A 13,812-nucleotide genomic window follows, 5' to 3' on the forward strand; every position below is an offset into this window, starting at 1 on the left:
CTTCTCATAGTTAGCAAGCAGTTGATCCAGCAGTTCAGGTGTAATCGTCGTGTCGGTCGTCATGTGAGTCTCCTCGGTAAGGTAAACTCACAGAAACCTGCTTACACATTCTTTCTGACACCCTCTCCCAGCCCGAGCCGTCGCCATCGAGCGAGCGCTCGCGGAAACGCATCAGGTTCGCCATCACGACCGGCTCCTGTGGCTGCAGCGCCTTGAGGCCTTCGACGTTCAAGAGGTCCACGCCCATCCGTCTCTCCGATAATTCCTTGGAGTTCAGCATCGCATATGTCGCTTCCATGACGCGCCAGCGGCAGCGCGCATGGCTGCTCTCTTCCGGAGCGTCTTGTCGCACGGGGAGAATCCGGCAAAAAGGGCTGATAGCATGACCGACCTCCGCGCCTTGCCGTCCGCATCAGCTCCCACACGCCGCTCCGCGATCGCCTGGCTCAACAACCAGCCCTATCTGCTGCTCAGCCTGACCTCGCTGTTCTGGGCCGGCAATATCGTGATCGCGCGCTATGTCGGCAATCACGTGCCGCCGCTGACGCTGTCCTGCCTGCGCTGGTCGGGCACCTGCCTCATCCTGCTGCCCTTTGCCTGGCCGCATCTGCGGCAGGACTGGCCGGCGCTGCGCGCCCGCCTGCCACTGATGCTGCTGCTCTCGCTCTCCGGCTTCGCCTTCAACAATGCGATCTCCTATTGGGGGCTGCAATACACCCAGGCCCTCAACGCGCTCCTGATCCAGTCGGCGGGGCCGCTGTTCGTGGCGCTGTGGGCCCTGGTGCTGTTCGGCGTGCGGCTGACCGGCGCGCAGCTCGCCGGCATCACCCTCTCGCTGGCCGGCGTCCTCACCATCATCCTGCGCGGCGATCTCGGCGCGCTCGCCTCCATCAGCTTCAATCGCGGCGATGTGATGCTCGCCTCCGCGCTTTTGTCGTTCGGACTCTATTCCGCGCTGATGATGCGGCGCCCGGTGACGCATCAGCTCTCGCTGATCGCGTTCACCACCGGCTGCGGAGCCTTGATGCTGGTGCCCGGCTCGATCTGGGAATATCTGACCGGCGCCACGCTCAAGTTCGACGCGCTCACGCTGGGAACGCTGGCCTATGTCCTGATCTTCCCCTCGGCGCTGGCCTATCTGTTCTTCAACCGCGGCATCGCGATGATCGGACCGAACCGGGCCGCGCCGTTCTTCCATTTGGTACCGGTGTTCGGCTCGGCGATGGCGATCTTCCTGCTCGGCGAGGCGCTGCAGCCGTTTCACCTGATCGGCTACGCGCTGGTGCTGGCCGGCGTCGTGATCGCGTCACGGCGGAGCTCGACCAAACGGTGAATGCGGCACGGCAACGCCTTCCGCTTTTGGCCGTGACCGGCTAGTTTCCCCGGCAACCAACTGCCCATAAACCCAGCGGGGGAAACGACGATATGATCTCTGGACTGAAACACCATTGGCGCATGCTGGCGGCGGCATCCCTGGCATTCGCGCTGCTGTCCGGCGCGGCCACGGCGCAGGCACCGGGCTACCCGAACCGCAACATCACGCTGGTATTGCCGTTCGCGGCCGGCAGCGGCACCGACACCACGACGCGCCTGATCTCGAAGGAGGTCGGCACTGCGCTCGGCGTCACCATGGTGATCGACAACAAGGCGGGCGCCAACGGCTCGATCGCGGCGAGTTACGTCGCCCGCTCCGCGCCCGACGGCTACACCCTGTTCGTGACGACCAACACGACGCACTCGGCCAATCCCTATCTGCTCAAGACCATGAGCTACGACCCGGTCAAGGACTTCACGCCGATCGCGCGAACCGGCGACTTGCCGTTCATGCTGGTAATCAATCCGGAAATCCCGGCCAACTCAGTCGCCGAGCTGATCGCGCTCGCCAAGAAGGAGCCGGGCAAATACTCCTACGCCAGCGGCAGCTCATCGGCCATCGTGTCGGGCGCGACCTTCGCCCGCCTCGCCGGCATCGATCTGTTGCACGTCCCCTACAAGAGCTCGCCGCCCGCGCTCACCGACGTCATCGCCGGCCGCGTCTCCATGATGTTCGTCGACGTCCCGACCGGGCTGCCGCACGTCAACGCCAAGGCGCTGAAACCGCTGGCCGTCACCACCAAGCGGCGCTCGGCGCTGCTGCCGGAGCTGCCGACCATGGATGATACTGTGAAAGGCTTCGACATCACCTCATGGCAGGGCTATCTCGGCCCGGCCAATATGCCCAAGGACATCGTGGTCAGGCTGAACGCCGAGATCCGCAAGGTCGTCGAGCGTCCCGACATCAAGAGCCAGCTCGCCGAACGCGGCATGGAAGCATTTTCGAGCACACCTGAGGAATTCGACGCATTCCTGAAAGAACAGCTCGTGCTCTGGGAAAAGCTGATCACGGAAGCCGGGATCGAGAAGCAATAGTTGTGGTGCCGTAGGGTGGGCAAAGCGACTTGTCCGCCGTAGCTCGAAGAGCGAAGGCGGAAGCGTGCCCACCATCACGAGCGGAGCGCTAAATGGTGGGCACGGCGCTGGCGCGCCTTTGCCCACCCTACGATAGAACCTTCGCCCAGATTCGTCATTGCGAGGAGCGCAGCGACGAAGCAATCCATGCCTCCACAAGCGGTGAGATGGATTGCTTCGCTGCGCTCGCAATGACGCGAGATAATAGACCAAGCTTACGCCGCGCGCACCTTGGCCAGGAACTGGTCGACGGCGTTGCGGAGCATGCCGGACTGGGTGTCGAGCTCGCGGGCGTTCGACAGCACGTCGGAGGCCGCCGTGCCGGTGGCGGTGGCGGCCGTGGTGACGCCGCCGATATGGGTGGAAATCTCGCTGGAGCCAGTCGCGACCTGCTGGATGTTGCGCGCGATCTCGCGCGTCGCATCGCCCTGCTGGTCGACCGAGGTCGAGATGCTGGCGGTGATCTCGCTCATCTGGGCGATCGTCCCGGTGATGCCGCCGATCGAGGCGACCGCCTCCGTGGTCGAGGCCTGCATGGCGGCGACCTGGGCGGAGATCTCCTCGGTCGCTTTCGCGGTCTGGTTGGCGAGCGCCTTCACCTCTGAAGCGACCACCGCAAAGCCACGGCCGGATTCGCCGGCGCGCGCGGCTTCGATCGTGGCGTTGAGCGCGAGCAGGTTGGTCTGCGCGGCGATCGAGTGGATCAGCTTCACCACCTCACCGATCTTCTCCGCGCCGGTGGAGAGCGCCTGCACGGTGGCGTTGGTGCGCTCGGCATCGGCCACCGCCTTGCTCGCGATCTCGCTGGATCGCGCTACCTGGCGGGAGATCTCGGTCACCGAGCTCGACAGTTCCTCGGCCGCGGCAGCCACGGTGCCGACATTGTTCGAGGCGCTTTCGGACGCCGCGCTGACCGTCGCAGCCCGCGCGCTGGCGTCGCTCGCGGTCGCCGTCATCGATTGCGCTGTGGTCTGCATGCCGGCCGCAGCGGTCGCGACCGAACGGACCACGCCGGTGATGCTGCGCTCGAAATCGTTGGCGATATTCTCCATCGCGGCACGGCGCTCGGCCGCAGCGCGGGCCTGCGTCTCCGCTTCCGCCTGCTCGAGGCCGCGGATGCGAACCGCATTGTCCTTGAAGATCTGCACGGTCGCCGCCATGGCGCCCACCTCGTCGCCGCGGCCGACGCCGGGAATATCGCCATCGAGCTTGCCGTCGGCGAGTTCCCGCATCCTTGTGCCGAGCTGGCCGAGCGGCCTGGTAATGCTGCGCCCGATCAGCCAGGCGATCGAGCCGGAGATGATGGCGATGCCGAGGATCGAAAGGCCAAGCAGCCAGGCGATCGGCGCCAGCTTGGCATCGATATCGTCGATATAGGCCCCGGTGCCGAGATACATGTCGAAGCCGGGAACGGCGACGGCATAGCCGATCTTGCGGATCGGCTTCTGTTCGCCCGGCCGCACATATTCGTAGGTGAGGAGGATTTCGCCCTTCGCCTTCACGCCATCCATCAATTCGCGGGACAGCTTGCGGCCGTTGGTGACCACGTCCATGCGGTTGGCGCCGATCTGCTTGGGATCGGGCGCAAGGACGGTGATGCCATCATAGGAGGTGCCGAACAGGTAGCCGGAGCCGTTGTCATAGGTCATGGAGTTGCCGCGCTTGCCGAGCTCGGCGAGCGCCGCCTCCTTGGTCGTCCGCCCGGCATCGACCTCCTTTTTCAGGCCGGCCGCCATGTTCACGGCCATCTCGACCATCGCCTTGGTCTGGTCGATGCGCGCCTTCATCATTTCGCGCTGCATCAGATGACCCGCGAGGACGCCGGCGGCGCAGAGACCAAGGATGGTCACCCCCACCAAAATGCCGAGTTTGGGGGTGATCTTGAGGTTGGTCAGCTTCACAGGGCGTCTCCGGCGAATGGCGCGCTTGCGTGTTTGGCGGATTGATTCGGTCCACCCTAATGTGAGAGCCTTTAGCGTCTGGTTACGAAGCCTCTCCGTAAAAGCCCGGGAAAGCCGCGCTCAAGGCGACCGGGACGGGTGCGGAATGGCTGCGGCTTGCGAAGACGCGGCAGCGGCGACTTGTCGCGGCCTAGTGATGGCCGAAGAATCAACAACCGAAGAAGAAAATCGGGAGCAGGAGATGTCGAAGTTCAGGGTGGTGACGCCGAAGGGCGCAAGCTTCACGGTGGCCGGCGGCGGCTACGATTATGAAAAGGAAGCGCTCGATCCGATCGGCGCCGAGATCATCGAGGCGCCCGCCAACGAGGCGGAATTCATCGCAGCCGCCAAGACGGCGGATGCGATCTACGCCAAGGGCATGCCGATCACCAAGGCGGTCATCGATGCGCTCGAGAACTGCAAGGTGATCACGCTTGGCACCGTCGGCGTCGACAGCGTCGACGTTAAGGCGGCAACCGCCCGCGGCATCCCCGTCACCAACATCCCCGACACCTTCATCGAGGAAGTCGCCGATCACGCGATGATGCTGCTGCTTGCCGGCTTCCGCCGCCTGGTCGAGCAGGACAAGATGGTGCGCGAAGGACGCTGGACCGAAGGACGCCCGGCGCTGCTGAAAATTCCGCGCCTGATGGGCCAGACGCTCGGCTTCATCTCGTTCGGACGCGTGGCGCGCGCGGTGGCGAAGCGCGCGGCCCCGTTCGGCCTGCGGATGATCGCCTACGATCCGTTCATCCAGGAAACGCTGATGTCGGAACACAACGTGCTGCCGGCGACGCTGTCGGAGGTGCTGTCGCAATCCGACTTCGTCTCGATGCATGCGCCGGCACGGCCCGAGGTGCATCACATGCTCACCGAGAAGCATTTCCGGCAGATGAAGAAGAGCGCGATCTTCATCAACACCGGACGCGGCGCCACGGTCGACGAGGAAGGATTGATCAAGGCGCTGCAGGAAGGCCGGATCGCGCATGCCGCGCTCGACGTGCTGGAGAAGGAGCCGCCGTCGCACAACAATCCCCTGCTCCGCATGGACAACGTCACGCTGACCGCCCATGTCGCCTCCGCATCTGCACGTTTCGATGAAGCGCGCAAGCGCCGCGTGGGCTACGAATTGTCACTGGTGCTTTCCGGGCTGTGGCCGGTAAGCTGCGTCAATCCGTCGGTGCTGCAGAATACCTCGCTCCGGCGCTGGCAGCCTGTCAGCATGGATCGCGGCCCGAACAGCTAGCCGGCGGGGAACACGCGTTTCCCGCGACGCGGAAATTGCGCGGGGCAAAAGTCTCAAGGCGATTGCTTCGGCCCCACGAGGACTGAGGCTCACGTTCACCGGCGAGTAACGCCGGGAACGAAAAACAAGGGAGGAGACTATGGGGAACGACCTCACCCGTCGTGACGCGTTGGCGCTCGGCCTCTCGGCCGCGGCGCTGGCGGCAACCGGCGCTTCGGCGCAATCAACCGAATCGCGCGTCAAGGCGGCCGACGTCGCCGCACCGTCGCTGCCGATCGAGAAGGGCGCGAACCTGCGGATGCTGCGCCCGGTCCGCTTCGTCAAGGCCGACGAGGACGTGTTCCGCGCCAACGCCGCCAAGTTCACCGAGAAGATGGGCGTTGAGGTCAAGGTCGATTTCGTCGGCTGGGAGGACATCAACCAGCAGACGGCGGTGACCTCGAACTCCGGCGCCGGTCCCGACATCATCATCGGCTTCTCGGACGCGCCGCATATCTACGCCGACAAGCTGATCGAACTCACCGATGTCGCCGAATATCTCGGCAAGCGCTATGGCGGCTGGCAGACGCTGGCCCAGAAATACGGCAAGCGCGCCAAGGGCAACGCCTGGATCGGATTGCCGTTCGGCGCCAGCGGCGGGCCGCTGGTGTACCGCAAGTCGGTGCTGCAATCGATCGGCTACGACAAGATACCGGAAGATCATGCGGGCGTGCTGGACGTCTGTCGCAAGCTGCAGAAGGCCGGCAAGCCCGCAGGCTACGCGCTCGGCAACGCGGTCGGCGACGGCAACGGCTTTGCCAACTGGATCCTGTGGTCGCACAATGCCTCCCTGCTCGATGAAGAAGGCAACGTCACCATCAACAGCAAGGAGACGGTGGCCGCGCTGAAATATCTGAAGGAGCTGTATCCGACCTTCATCGCCGGCACGCCATCCTGGAACGACGTCTCCAACAACCGCGCCTACTCGTCGCAGGAAATCGCGCTGACGGCCAACGGCGTCTCGCTCTATTTCGCGCTGAAGAACGATCCGGCGACCGCCGCGATCGCCGAGGACACCGAGCATCAGTTCCTGCCGAGGGGCCTCGCAGCCTCCACGCCGATGTCGGGGCTGACGCTGAACGCCATGGTGTTCAAGCACAGCCCCTATCCGAACGCGGCGAAAGCCTTCCTGCAGTTCATGCTGGAGAAGGAGCAGTACGAGCCGTGGCTGAACGCCAATAGCGGGTACTGGTCGCAGCCGCTCGCAGCCTATGCGGAAGCCGCCGTGTGGTCCGGCGATCCCAAGGTCAAGATCTTCAAGGACACCATGAAGAGCCAGTATTACGCCGGCTACAAGGGCCCGATCTCGACCGCGACCGGCGCCGTCAATGCCGACTACGTGCTGGTGCAGATGTGCGCGTCGGTCGCGACAGATGCCGCAACGCCGGAGGCCGCGGCCGCGGAAGCCGAGCGGCGCTGCAAGCGATATTTCCGCAGATGAGACCGCACTAGTCGCGTTCCGTCATTCCGGGATGGTCCGAAGGACCAGACCCGGAATCTCGAGATTCTCTGATGTGCAATTGCACATCAAAGTTCGATGCTGCGCATCGCCCCGGAATGACAGCCCAAAGCAGGACACGTATTCATGTCCGTGACCACACTATCTCCCCGAGGCATCGCGCTGCGCCAGCCGAACTGGTTCGCGCGCCTGCTCGACTACAAGCCGTTCCTGATCGTCGTGTGCCTTGCGCCGGCGATCGGGCTACTCGCCGTGTTCCTCACCTATCCGCTCGGGCTCGGCGTCTGGCTCGCCTTCACCGACACCACGATCGGGCGGCGCGGCATCTATGTCGGGCTGGAGAACTTCCAGTACCTGCTCAGCGATCCCCTGTGGTGGGGCGCGGTGTTCTACAGCGTGTTCTACACAGCGGTCGCGACCTTCGGAAAATTCGCACTCGGCTTCTGGCTGGCGCTCTTGCTCAACAACCACTTCCCGTTCAAGAGCATCCTGCGCGCCATCGTGCTGCTGCCATGGATCGTGCCGACCGTGCTGTCGGCGCTGGCATTCTGGTGGATCTACGATCCGCAGTTCTCGATCATCTCCTATCTCCTGGTCGACGTGCTGCACTGGCGCTCGACCAATATCGACTTCCTCGGCTCGGCCTGGCCGGCGCGATTTTCGCTGATCGCGGCCAATATCTGGCGCGGCATCCCGTTCGTGGCGATCTCGCTCTTGGCGGGCCTGCAGACCATCTCGCCTTCGCTTTACGAGGCGGCGATGCTGGACGGCGCCTCATCCTGGCAGCGCTTCCGCTACATCACCTTCCCGATGATGATGCCGATCCTCGCCATCGTGATGACGTTCTCGATCATCTTCACCTTCACCGATTTCCAGCTCGTCTACGCCATCACCCGCGGCGGGCCGGTGAATTCGACGCACCTGCTCGCGACGCTGGCGTTCCAGCGCGGCATTGCCGGCGGCGAGCTCGGCGAGGGCGCGGCGATCGCGGTGTCGATGGTGCCGTTCCTGGTGTTCGCGACGCTGTTCAGCTATTTCGGCCTAGCCCGGCGCAAATGGCAGCAGGGAGAGAGCGATGACTGACGCAGTCGCGCAACCAACCAACGTCGCCAGCGCAACCCCCGACACCATGGCGTGGGACTCCCGCGCGCGGCGGATGATGATGATCTATCTGCCGCTCGCCTGCTTCGTCATCATCCTGCTGTTCCCGTTCTACTGGATGGCGGTGACCGCGTTCAAACCGAACGCGGAGCTCCTGAACTACAAGGAGCACAACCCGTTCTGGATATCCTCGCCGACGCTGGCGCACATCCAGCACCTCCTGTTCAACACCGCCTATCCGCGCTGGCTGAAGACGACGATGCTGGTGGCGATCGGCTCCACTTTCCTGTCGCTGCTCGCGAGCACGCTTGCAGCTTACGCGATCGAGCGGCTGCGCTTCCGCGGCAGCCCCTATGTGGGCCTCGGCATCTATCTCGCCTATCTGGTGCCGCCGTCGATCCTGTTCATTCCGCTCGCGACCGTCGTGGTGCAGTTCGGCTTGTTCGACAGCCCGCTCGCGCTGATCCTGGTCTATCCGACCTTCCTGGTGCCGTTCTGCACCTGGCTGCTGATCGGCTATTTCAAGTCGATCCCCTATGAGCTCGAGGAATGCGCGCTGGTGGACGGCGCAACAAGGCTGCAGATCCTGCGGCGGATCACGTTGCCGCTCGCAGTGCCCGGCCTGATCTCGGCCGGCATCTTCTCCTTCACGCTGTCATGGAACGAGTTCATCTACGCGCTTGCCTTCATCCAGAGCAGCGCCAACAAGACCGTGCCGGTCGCGATCCTGACCGAGCTCGTCTCCGGCGACGTCTATCAATGGGGCGCGCTGATGGCGGGCTCGCTGCTCGGCTCGCTGCCGGTTGCGATCTTCTACTCGCTGTTCGTGGACTACTATGTCTCCTCGCTCACCGGCGCGGTGAAGGAGTAGCGGTTATCGCAGCGAGAACGAGATCGGCACGTTGAAGCCCATCGCGGGGTGCATCATGTCGGCCGGGAACGGCGGAAACGGCTGGGCGCGGCGAACCATCGCCACCACCTCCGCATCCAGCGCGGGATTGCCCGACGACCGGCCGAGCCGGCTCGACGTCACCTGTCCGTTGCGGCCGAGTGTGAAAACCACGCTGGCGACGCCCTGCTGTCCGGCGGACTTGGCACCCGGCGGATATTGCTTGAAGCGCAGGAGATGGGCACGGACGATCTGATTGTAGGAGGCGACGGCGGCCGCGGAGGCGCCGCTGCTCACGGCGGACATGGTCGGTCCCTGGCGCTCGACGCGTGGTGACGCAGTGGTGCGCGGCGCCGGCGGTGCCTCCGTCGGCTTCTTGGCGTCGGGGCGGACCACCTTCGGCTTGACCGGCGCCGGCTTATGGTCGGGAACGGGCTTTGCAGGTTCGGGCGTCGTCGGCGCCGGCTGCACCTTCTGCTCCGGTGGCGCCACCACCTCCGGCTTTTCCTGCGGCGGGGTCGGCGGGATCAGCTCTTCCACCGCCTGCTGCGGCGCCGGTTCGGGCGGCGAAGCGTCAGCGGCCTGCATCTCGGGGCCCGGCGCGAGATCCAGCGGCGTCGATTGCGGCGCCGACGTCGCCGGCGCCATGTCGACCATGATCGCAGGCAAGGAGACACCGGGCAGCGGCTGCTCGCGATACCATTTCATGCCGGCCGCGATCAGCGCCGCATGGGTGGCGAGGATTGCGACCGCCGAGATGCCCCAGCGCCGCAACGCGGTCTGGTCGGTGACGTCATGCAGCGCGAAGGCGTTCATTTGAGGATCAGCTCCGGCCGTCGAGGCCGACCAGCGCGATCTTGAGATAGCCCGCGTTGCGCAACAGGTTCATCACCTCCATCAATTCGCCGTAGCTCACCGCCTTGTCGGCACGCACGAAGATGCGCTCGTCCTTGCGGCCCTTGGTGGCGCCGTCGATAGTCGTGGCGAGCGCATCACGCGCGACGATATCCTCGCCGACGGCGACGGACAGATCGGGCTTCACCGTGACAAACACCGGCTTGTCCGGGCGCGGCTGCGGCTCGGCGGTGCTCGCGGGCAGGTCGACGCCGAGATCGACGGTGGCGAGCGGTGCCGCGACCATGAAGATGATGAGCAGCACCAGCATGACATCGATGAAGGGGGTGACGTTGATCTCATGCGCCTCGACGAGATCGTCCTCGGCCCGAAACCGCCCGCCCCCTGCACTGCCCGCCCCGAGCCTGACGCCCATCATTCACTCCGCGGCGCGGGCGAGGCGAAACAGGCCGCGGTCGCCCTCGCGGCTGACCAGGAGCAGCACCATCGCGCAGGCATCTCCAAGCAGCGCGCGATGGGCGGCGATCGACCGCGTCAGATGATTGTAGATCACGACCGCGGGGATCGCCGCGACCAGCCCCAGCGCGGTCGCAAGCAACGCTTCGGCAATGCCGGGCGCGACCACCGCGAGGTTGGTCGTATGCGCCTCGGAGATGCCGATGAAGGAATTCATGATGCCCCAGACCGTGCCGAACAGGCCGACAAAGGGCGCGGTGGCGCCAATGGTCGCGAGCACACCGGTGCCGCGCGCGATCTGCCGTGCCATCGCGGCCTCCACCCGCTCCAACCTGAGCGCGGTACGCTCCTTGAAGCCGTCATCGAACACGCCGCCGGAAAGGCTCGCCTCGCGCGCCGCCGATTGGATGATCTGCGCCACCGCGTCGTCGCCGCCGCGGCTCGCCTGCTCCGCCTCAGCCAGCAGCGTATCCTTCTCGAGCAGGCGCAGCCGCTGTTTCGCCAGTGCCGTCTGGCGGCGGATCTCGATGGTTTTCGCCAGCCAGATCGTCCACGTCGCCAGCGAGGCGAAGGCCAAGCCGATCATGACCGCCTTCACCACGATGTCGGCGCTCTGGAACATGCCCCAGGGCGAGAGGTTGCGCGGCAATAGCGCGTTATCGTCGGCGGCGAAGCAAGCAGCCGGCCACAGCATTGCGCTGGAAGCGATCAGCGCCGTGACGATCGGGCGCCGGCAAAATCCATCGAACCATGCTTGCATGATCGCCTCCCGCCGTTGCTTCCTCAGGCCGCGCTCCTAGAGCTTCGGTTCTGATTGAATCAGAACCGAAGCTCTAGATTCTTGTTTTGACGCGTTTTCTTCACGCGAACCGGTGTCCACTTCGCTCGAAAACGCGCTGGGCGCGATCCGGTCCGCGAGTGCACGGAAGCGCTGGAGCTGGTCGCCGCGCAGCGCGCGGGTCTCGTCGCGGCCGACGAACACCTTGAACATGATGCCGCCGTCGACATTGATGAAGGCGATGAAGGCCGACGACTTGCCCATGAAGGGGCGCTCGACAAAGGCGATCGCCCCGCAACGCTCGTGGCGGAGATGGCCGTGCAGGCCCTGCGGCTGCATCAGGTTGAAATAGCCGCGGCCGATCTCGCCACCCGGTATTGCGCCGGTGAACTCGAAAATCGCATCGTCGGTGTGGACGATCAGCGTCACCTCGCCCCAACCAGCGACGTCCTGCATGGCGGCGGCGAATTCGCCGCCTGCACCGATCCGCACCATCTCGCCCGGCAGCGCCTCGATCACCGCGCGCGGCGAAACCTTTCGCTCACGCGCGACGTTCTCGATCACGGCGCCGGGATTGTCGGCCATGTAGGCCCTGAGATCGGCAAGCTCCGTACTCGACATGGCAGTCTCCTTACGCCGCAGCGCTCGCCTTGCGCTCGGTCTGGATCACCTCAAAGCCTTCGAATTTGGGATGGCCGAGATAGAGGCTCTCGCCGGTCTTGTTGTCGGCACGGGCATGCGCGCGGCGGAATTCTTCCGAGCGTGTCCAGGCTTCGAACGCCGCCTTGTCGACCCAGGTGGTGTGTGACGAATACAGCGTGTGGTCCTCGGCCTCAGGCCCCTTGAGCAGATGGAATTCGACGAAGCCCGGCAGGTCGCCGAGATAGGATTCCCGGGTGGCCCAGACGGTCTCGAACGCCTGCTCCGAGCCCTTCTTCACCTGGAAGCGGTTCATGGCGATAAACATTGTCGAATTCTCCTTCTGGGTTTGCGGCGCTGGCCGCTTGTTTGGTTTTCGGCGCTGCGCCGCTTGCGCAGCCTGCCGGTTAAGTTGGTTGAAAACAAGAACGCGCCGAGCCGCGCTGGCATCAGCGCGGCCGGCGGCATGATGGTGATGGCCCTCCCGTCAGGGCTGCCGGTTCCTCGATCAGGTCCCTCCAAAGTGATATCTGAGGCCGCCCTTGAAGACGATCCCCGGCCCCGCGCTGGCCCATTTGACGTCGTTCTGGGTGTCGCCGGTGGAGCCGACCGGAATGGCGTAGGGACGGTAGTATTGATCCAGGAGGTTCTCGACCGAGAAGTTGAGCACCAGATCGCGCGTCGGCGTGTAGGCCACGTAGAGATTCACGAGATCGTAGGACGTCGCCGGCGTGAAGGTCGGGGGGATATTGTTATTGGCCTGCGCCGACGTCCACATCGCGGAGATCACCAGCGTGTTGTCGAGCAGGCGCACGCCGGCCGTGGTGGTGATCTTCTGCGGCGGGATGCTGTAGAGCCCGAGGCCGGTCTGGAGGTTCTTGCCCTGCATGTAGCTCCCGGCAATGCCGACGAACCAGGTTCTGGCATCATACATGGTCTCAGCTTCGAAACCCTCGATTCGGGCCTCGGCGATGTTCTGGTACTGCACGAAGGGCAACACGGTGATGCGCGGTGCGGGCGGCGGACCGGTCGGAACCACCAGCGGAGGACCATAGGAAACCAGATCGATGTAGTTCTCGATGTCGTTGCGGAAGAAGTTGAACTTGCCGCGGATGCTGTCGCCCGGCACGAACAGGTCGTTCTTCTTCAGGTTGAAGCCGATCTCCTTGTTCTTGCCGATCTCGGGCTTCAGGTTCGGATTGGGGACGAAGCAGAATGTCGAGTCGGCGCCGGGCCCCGGCGTGCCCGACGGACAACGGAAGAACGAATCGTTGATGGTGGCGCCGGAATGCGGGCCGTTGACGAGCGTCTCGGTGATCGACGGCGCGCGGTAGCCTTCGGCATAGCTGACATAGGGCGTCAGCATCGCGGCAGGCATCAGTCCGACCGTGATCTTCGGCGAAAGGCGGTCGCCGCTGGAGGACGTCGTCCCCGATTCCAACTGGTAATTGTCGTAACGCAGCGCCGAGATGGTTTCGACCAGGTTCTGGTAATTGGCCTTCCACTGCACGAAGCCGCCGGACACCGTGCGACGGCCGCCTGGCGTCGTCACCTCGGACGTGCCGCTCCTGTCGTTCGTGCTCACCTGGTCCTGGAACGCATCAAGACCGTAGGTGATGGCATTGTGCCAATCCAACAAATCGAAACGTGAGGTGTTGTGGATATCGACGCCGTAGGTATCCAGGAGATAGCCGCGATTGCTGCCGATACAGCCGGAGACGGCGTTGCCGGGCACGCCACCGCAGAAAGCCGACGGCGTGGTGGTGGTATGCCCGGTCTTGACCTGGTCGTTCTCGGTGCGATTCCAGTAGACCTTCGCATCCCAGTCGAACAACCGTGAGCGTCACGAGAGGATCGCCGTGCCCGGCCTTGACTTGCGCGGAATGCTTTGGATTGCCCGATCGGGGTGATTGACGCTGCCGCTGGGCGATGATTGGGTGCTCCCCTCTGAAGGGACCTCTG

General features: G+C 64.5%; 13 protein-coding genes and 1 pseudogene. 6 read left to right on the forward strand and 8 right to left on the reverse strand.

Annotation, left to right across the window (positions count from 1 at the left end):
* Window positions 1–34: 34 nt before the first annotated feature.
* Window positions 35–247 (reverse strand): hypothetical protein, encoded by a 213-nt coding sequence (locus tag ACZYOF_RS37480; RefSeq protein ID WP_463718910.1) that lies wholly within the window; start codon window positions 245–247, stop codon window positions 35–37.
* Between the two features lie 135 nt (window positions 248–382).
* Between ACZYOF_RS37480 and ACZYOF_RS37485 the strand changes: the two genes are divergently transcribed.
* Together ACZYOF_RS37485 and ACZYOF_RS37490 are read left to right on the forward strand one after the other, a co-directional pair.
* Window positions 383–1,333 (forward strand): DMT family transporter, encoded by a 951-nt coding sequence (locus ACZYOF_RS37485; RefSeq protein ID WP_463718911.1) that lies wholly within the window; start codon window positions 383–385, stop codon window positions 1,331–1,333.
* 92 nt (window positions 1,334–1,425) lie between these two features.
* On the forward strand, window positions 1,426–2,409 hold the full coding sequence (locus tag ACZYOF_RS37490) for a Bug family tripartite tricarboxylate transporter substrate binding protein (protein ID WP_463718912.1): 984 nt from the start codon (window positions 1,426–1,428) through the stop codon (window positions 2,407–2,409).
* A 254-nt stretch (window positions 2,410–2,663) separates the two neighbouring features.
* Here the strand turns inward: ACZYOF_RS37490 and ACZYOF_RS37495 are convergent, their stop codons facing one another.
* Window positions 2,664–4,349: a methyl-accepting chemotaxis protein gene (locus ACZYOF_RS37495; RefSeq protein WP_463718913.1), complete on the reverse strand. Its 1,686-nt coding sequence runs from the start codon at window positions 4,347–4,349 to the stop codon at window positions 2,664–2,666.
* A gap of 241 nt (window positions 4,350–4,590) precedes the next feature.
* Here ACZYOF_RS37495 and ACZYOF_RS37500 point away from each other — a divergent pair, with 241 nt between their 5' ends.
* The 4 genes from ACZYOF_RS37500 to ACZYOF_RS37515 all read left to right on the forward strand — a co-directional run bounded on the left by ACZYOF_RS37500 (window position 4,591) and on the right by ACZYOF_RS37515 (window position 9,104).
* Complete coding sequence (locus ACZYOF_RS37500; RefSeq protein ID WP_463718914.1) at window positions 4,591–5,634, forward strand: C-terminal binding protein; 1,044 nt, start codon at window positions 4,591–4,593, stop codon at window positions 5,632–5,634.
* Between the two features lie 139 nt (window positions 5,635–5,773).
* Entirely contained in the window at window positions 5,774–7,114 is a 1,341-nt protein-coding gene (locus ACZYOF_RS37505; protein ID WP_130583110.1) for an ABC transporter substrate-binding protein, read from the forward strand.
* A 144-nt stretch (window positions 7,115–7,258) separates the two neighbouring features.
* Window positions 7,259–8,215 (forward strand): carbohydrate ABC transporter permease, encoded by a 957-nt coding sequence (locus tag ACZYOF_RS37510; protein WP_130583112.1) that lies wholly within the window; start codon window positions 7,259–7,261, stop codon window positions 8,213–8,215.
* Entirely contained in the window at window positions 8,208–9,104 is an 897-nt protein-coding gene (locus tag ACZYOF_RS37515) for a carbohydrate ABC transporter permease (protein WP_130583113.1), read from the forward strand. The genes ACZYOF_RS37510 and ACZYOF_RS37515 overlap by 8 nt, the downstream gene beginning before the upstream one ends.
* 3 nt (window positions 9,105–9,107) lie before the next feature.
* Here ACZYOF_RS37515 and ACZYOF_RS37520 read toward each other — a convergent pair whose 3' ends face one another.
* The 6 genes and pseudogenes from ACZYOF_RS37520 to ACZYOF_RS37545 form a co-directional block, all read right to left on the reverse strand.
* Window positions 9,108–9,938 carry an energy transducer TonB family protein gene (locus tag ACZYOF_RS37520; RefSeq protein WP_463718915.1) on the reverse strand — a complete coding sequence of 277 codons (831 nt, stop codon included), beginning with the start codon at window positions 9,936–9,938 and terminating at the stop codon, window positions 9,108–9,110.
* A 7-nt stretch (window positions 9,939–9,945) separates the two neighbouring features.
* Entirely contained in the window at window positions 9,946–10,392 is a 447-nt protein-coding gene (exbD, locus tag ACZYOF_RS37525) for a TonB system transport protein ExbD (protein ID WP_463718916.1), read from the reverse strand.
* 3 nt (window positions 10,393–10,395) lie between these two features.
* Window positions 10,396–11,127 (reverse strand): tonB-system energizer ExbB, encoded by a 732-nt coding sequence (gene exbB / locus ACZYOF_RS37530; protein WP_463718919.1) that lies wholly within the window; start codon window positions 11,125–11,127, stop codon window positions 10,396–10,398.
* Window positions 11,128–11,334: 207 nt separating this feature from the next.
* A pseudogene (hutX, locus tag ACZYOF_RS37535) lies at window positions 11,335–11,832 on the reverse strand (heme utilization cystosolic carrier protein HutX); the annotation flags it as partial.
* 10 nt (window positions 11,833–11,842) lie between these two features.
* Entirely contained in the window at window positions 11,843–12,178 is a 336-nt protein-coding gene (locus ACZYOF_RS37540) for an antibiotic biosynthesis monooxygenase family protein (protein WP_463718917.1), read from the reverse strand.
* Between the two features lie 180 nt (window positions 12,179–12,358).
* Window positions 12,359–13,684 (reverse strand): TonB-dependent receptor domain-containing protein, encoded by a 1,326-nt coding sequence (locus ACZYOF_RS37545; RefSeq protein ID WP_463718918.1) that lies wholly within the window; start codon window positions 13,682–13,684, stop codon window positions 12,359–12,361.
* Window positions 13,685–13,812: the final 128 nt, after the last annotated feature.

Source organism: Bradyrhizobium sp. LeoA1Lang (assembly GCF_055413685.1).

Excerpts from the sequence above, each read along its gene's own strand:
- ACZYOF_RS37480 (WP_463718910.1), bottom strand. The coding sequence starts at position 247 with ATGGGCGTGGACCTCTTGAACGTCGAAGGCCTCAAGGCGCTGCAGCCA.
- ACZYOF_RS37485 (WP_463718911.1), top strand. The coding sequence starts at position 383 with ATGACCGACCTCCGCGCCTTGCCGTCCGCATCAGCTCCCACACGCCGC.
- ACZYOF_RS37490 (WP_463718912.1), top strand. The coding sequence starts at position 1,426 with ATGATCTCTGGACTGAAACACCATTGGCGCATGCTGGCGGCGGCATCC.
- ACZYOF_RS37500 (WP_463718914.1), top strand. The coding sequence starts at position 4,591 with ATGTCGAAGTTCAGGGTGGTGACGCCGAAGGGCGCAAGCTTCACGGTG.
- ACZYOF_RS37505 (WP_130583110.1), top strand. The coding sequence starts at position 5,774 with ATGGGGAACGACCTCACCCGTCGTGACGCGTTGGCGCTCGGCCTCTCG.
- ACZYOF_RS37510 (WP_130583112.1), top strand. The coding sequence starts at position 7,259 with ATGTCCGTGACCACACTATCTCCCCGAGGCATCGCGCTGCGCCAGCCG.
- ACZYOF_RS37515 (WP_130583113.1), top strand. The coding sequence starts at position 8,208 with ATGACTGACGCAGTCGCGCAACCAACCAACGTCGCCAGCGCAACCCCC.
- ACZYOF_RS37520 (WP_463718915.1), bottom strand. The coding sequence starts at position 9,938 with ATGAACGCCTTCGCGCTGCATGACGTCACCGACCAGACCGCGTTGCGG.
- exbD (WP_463718916.1), bottom strand. The coding sequence starts at position 10,392 with ATGGGCGTCAGGCTCGGGGCGGGCAGTGCAGGGGGCGGGCGGTTTCGG.
- exbB (WP_463718919.1), bottom strand. The coding sequence starts at position 11,127 with ATGCTGTGGCCGGCTGCTTGCTTCGCCGCCGACGATAACGCGCTATTG.
- ACZYOF_RS37540 (WP_463718917.1), bottom strand. The coding sequence starts at position 12,178 with ATGTTTATCGCCATGAACCGCTTCCAGGTGAAGAAGGGCTCGGAGCAG.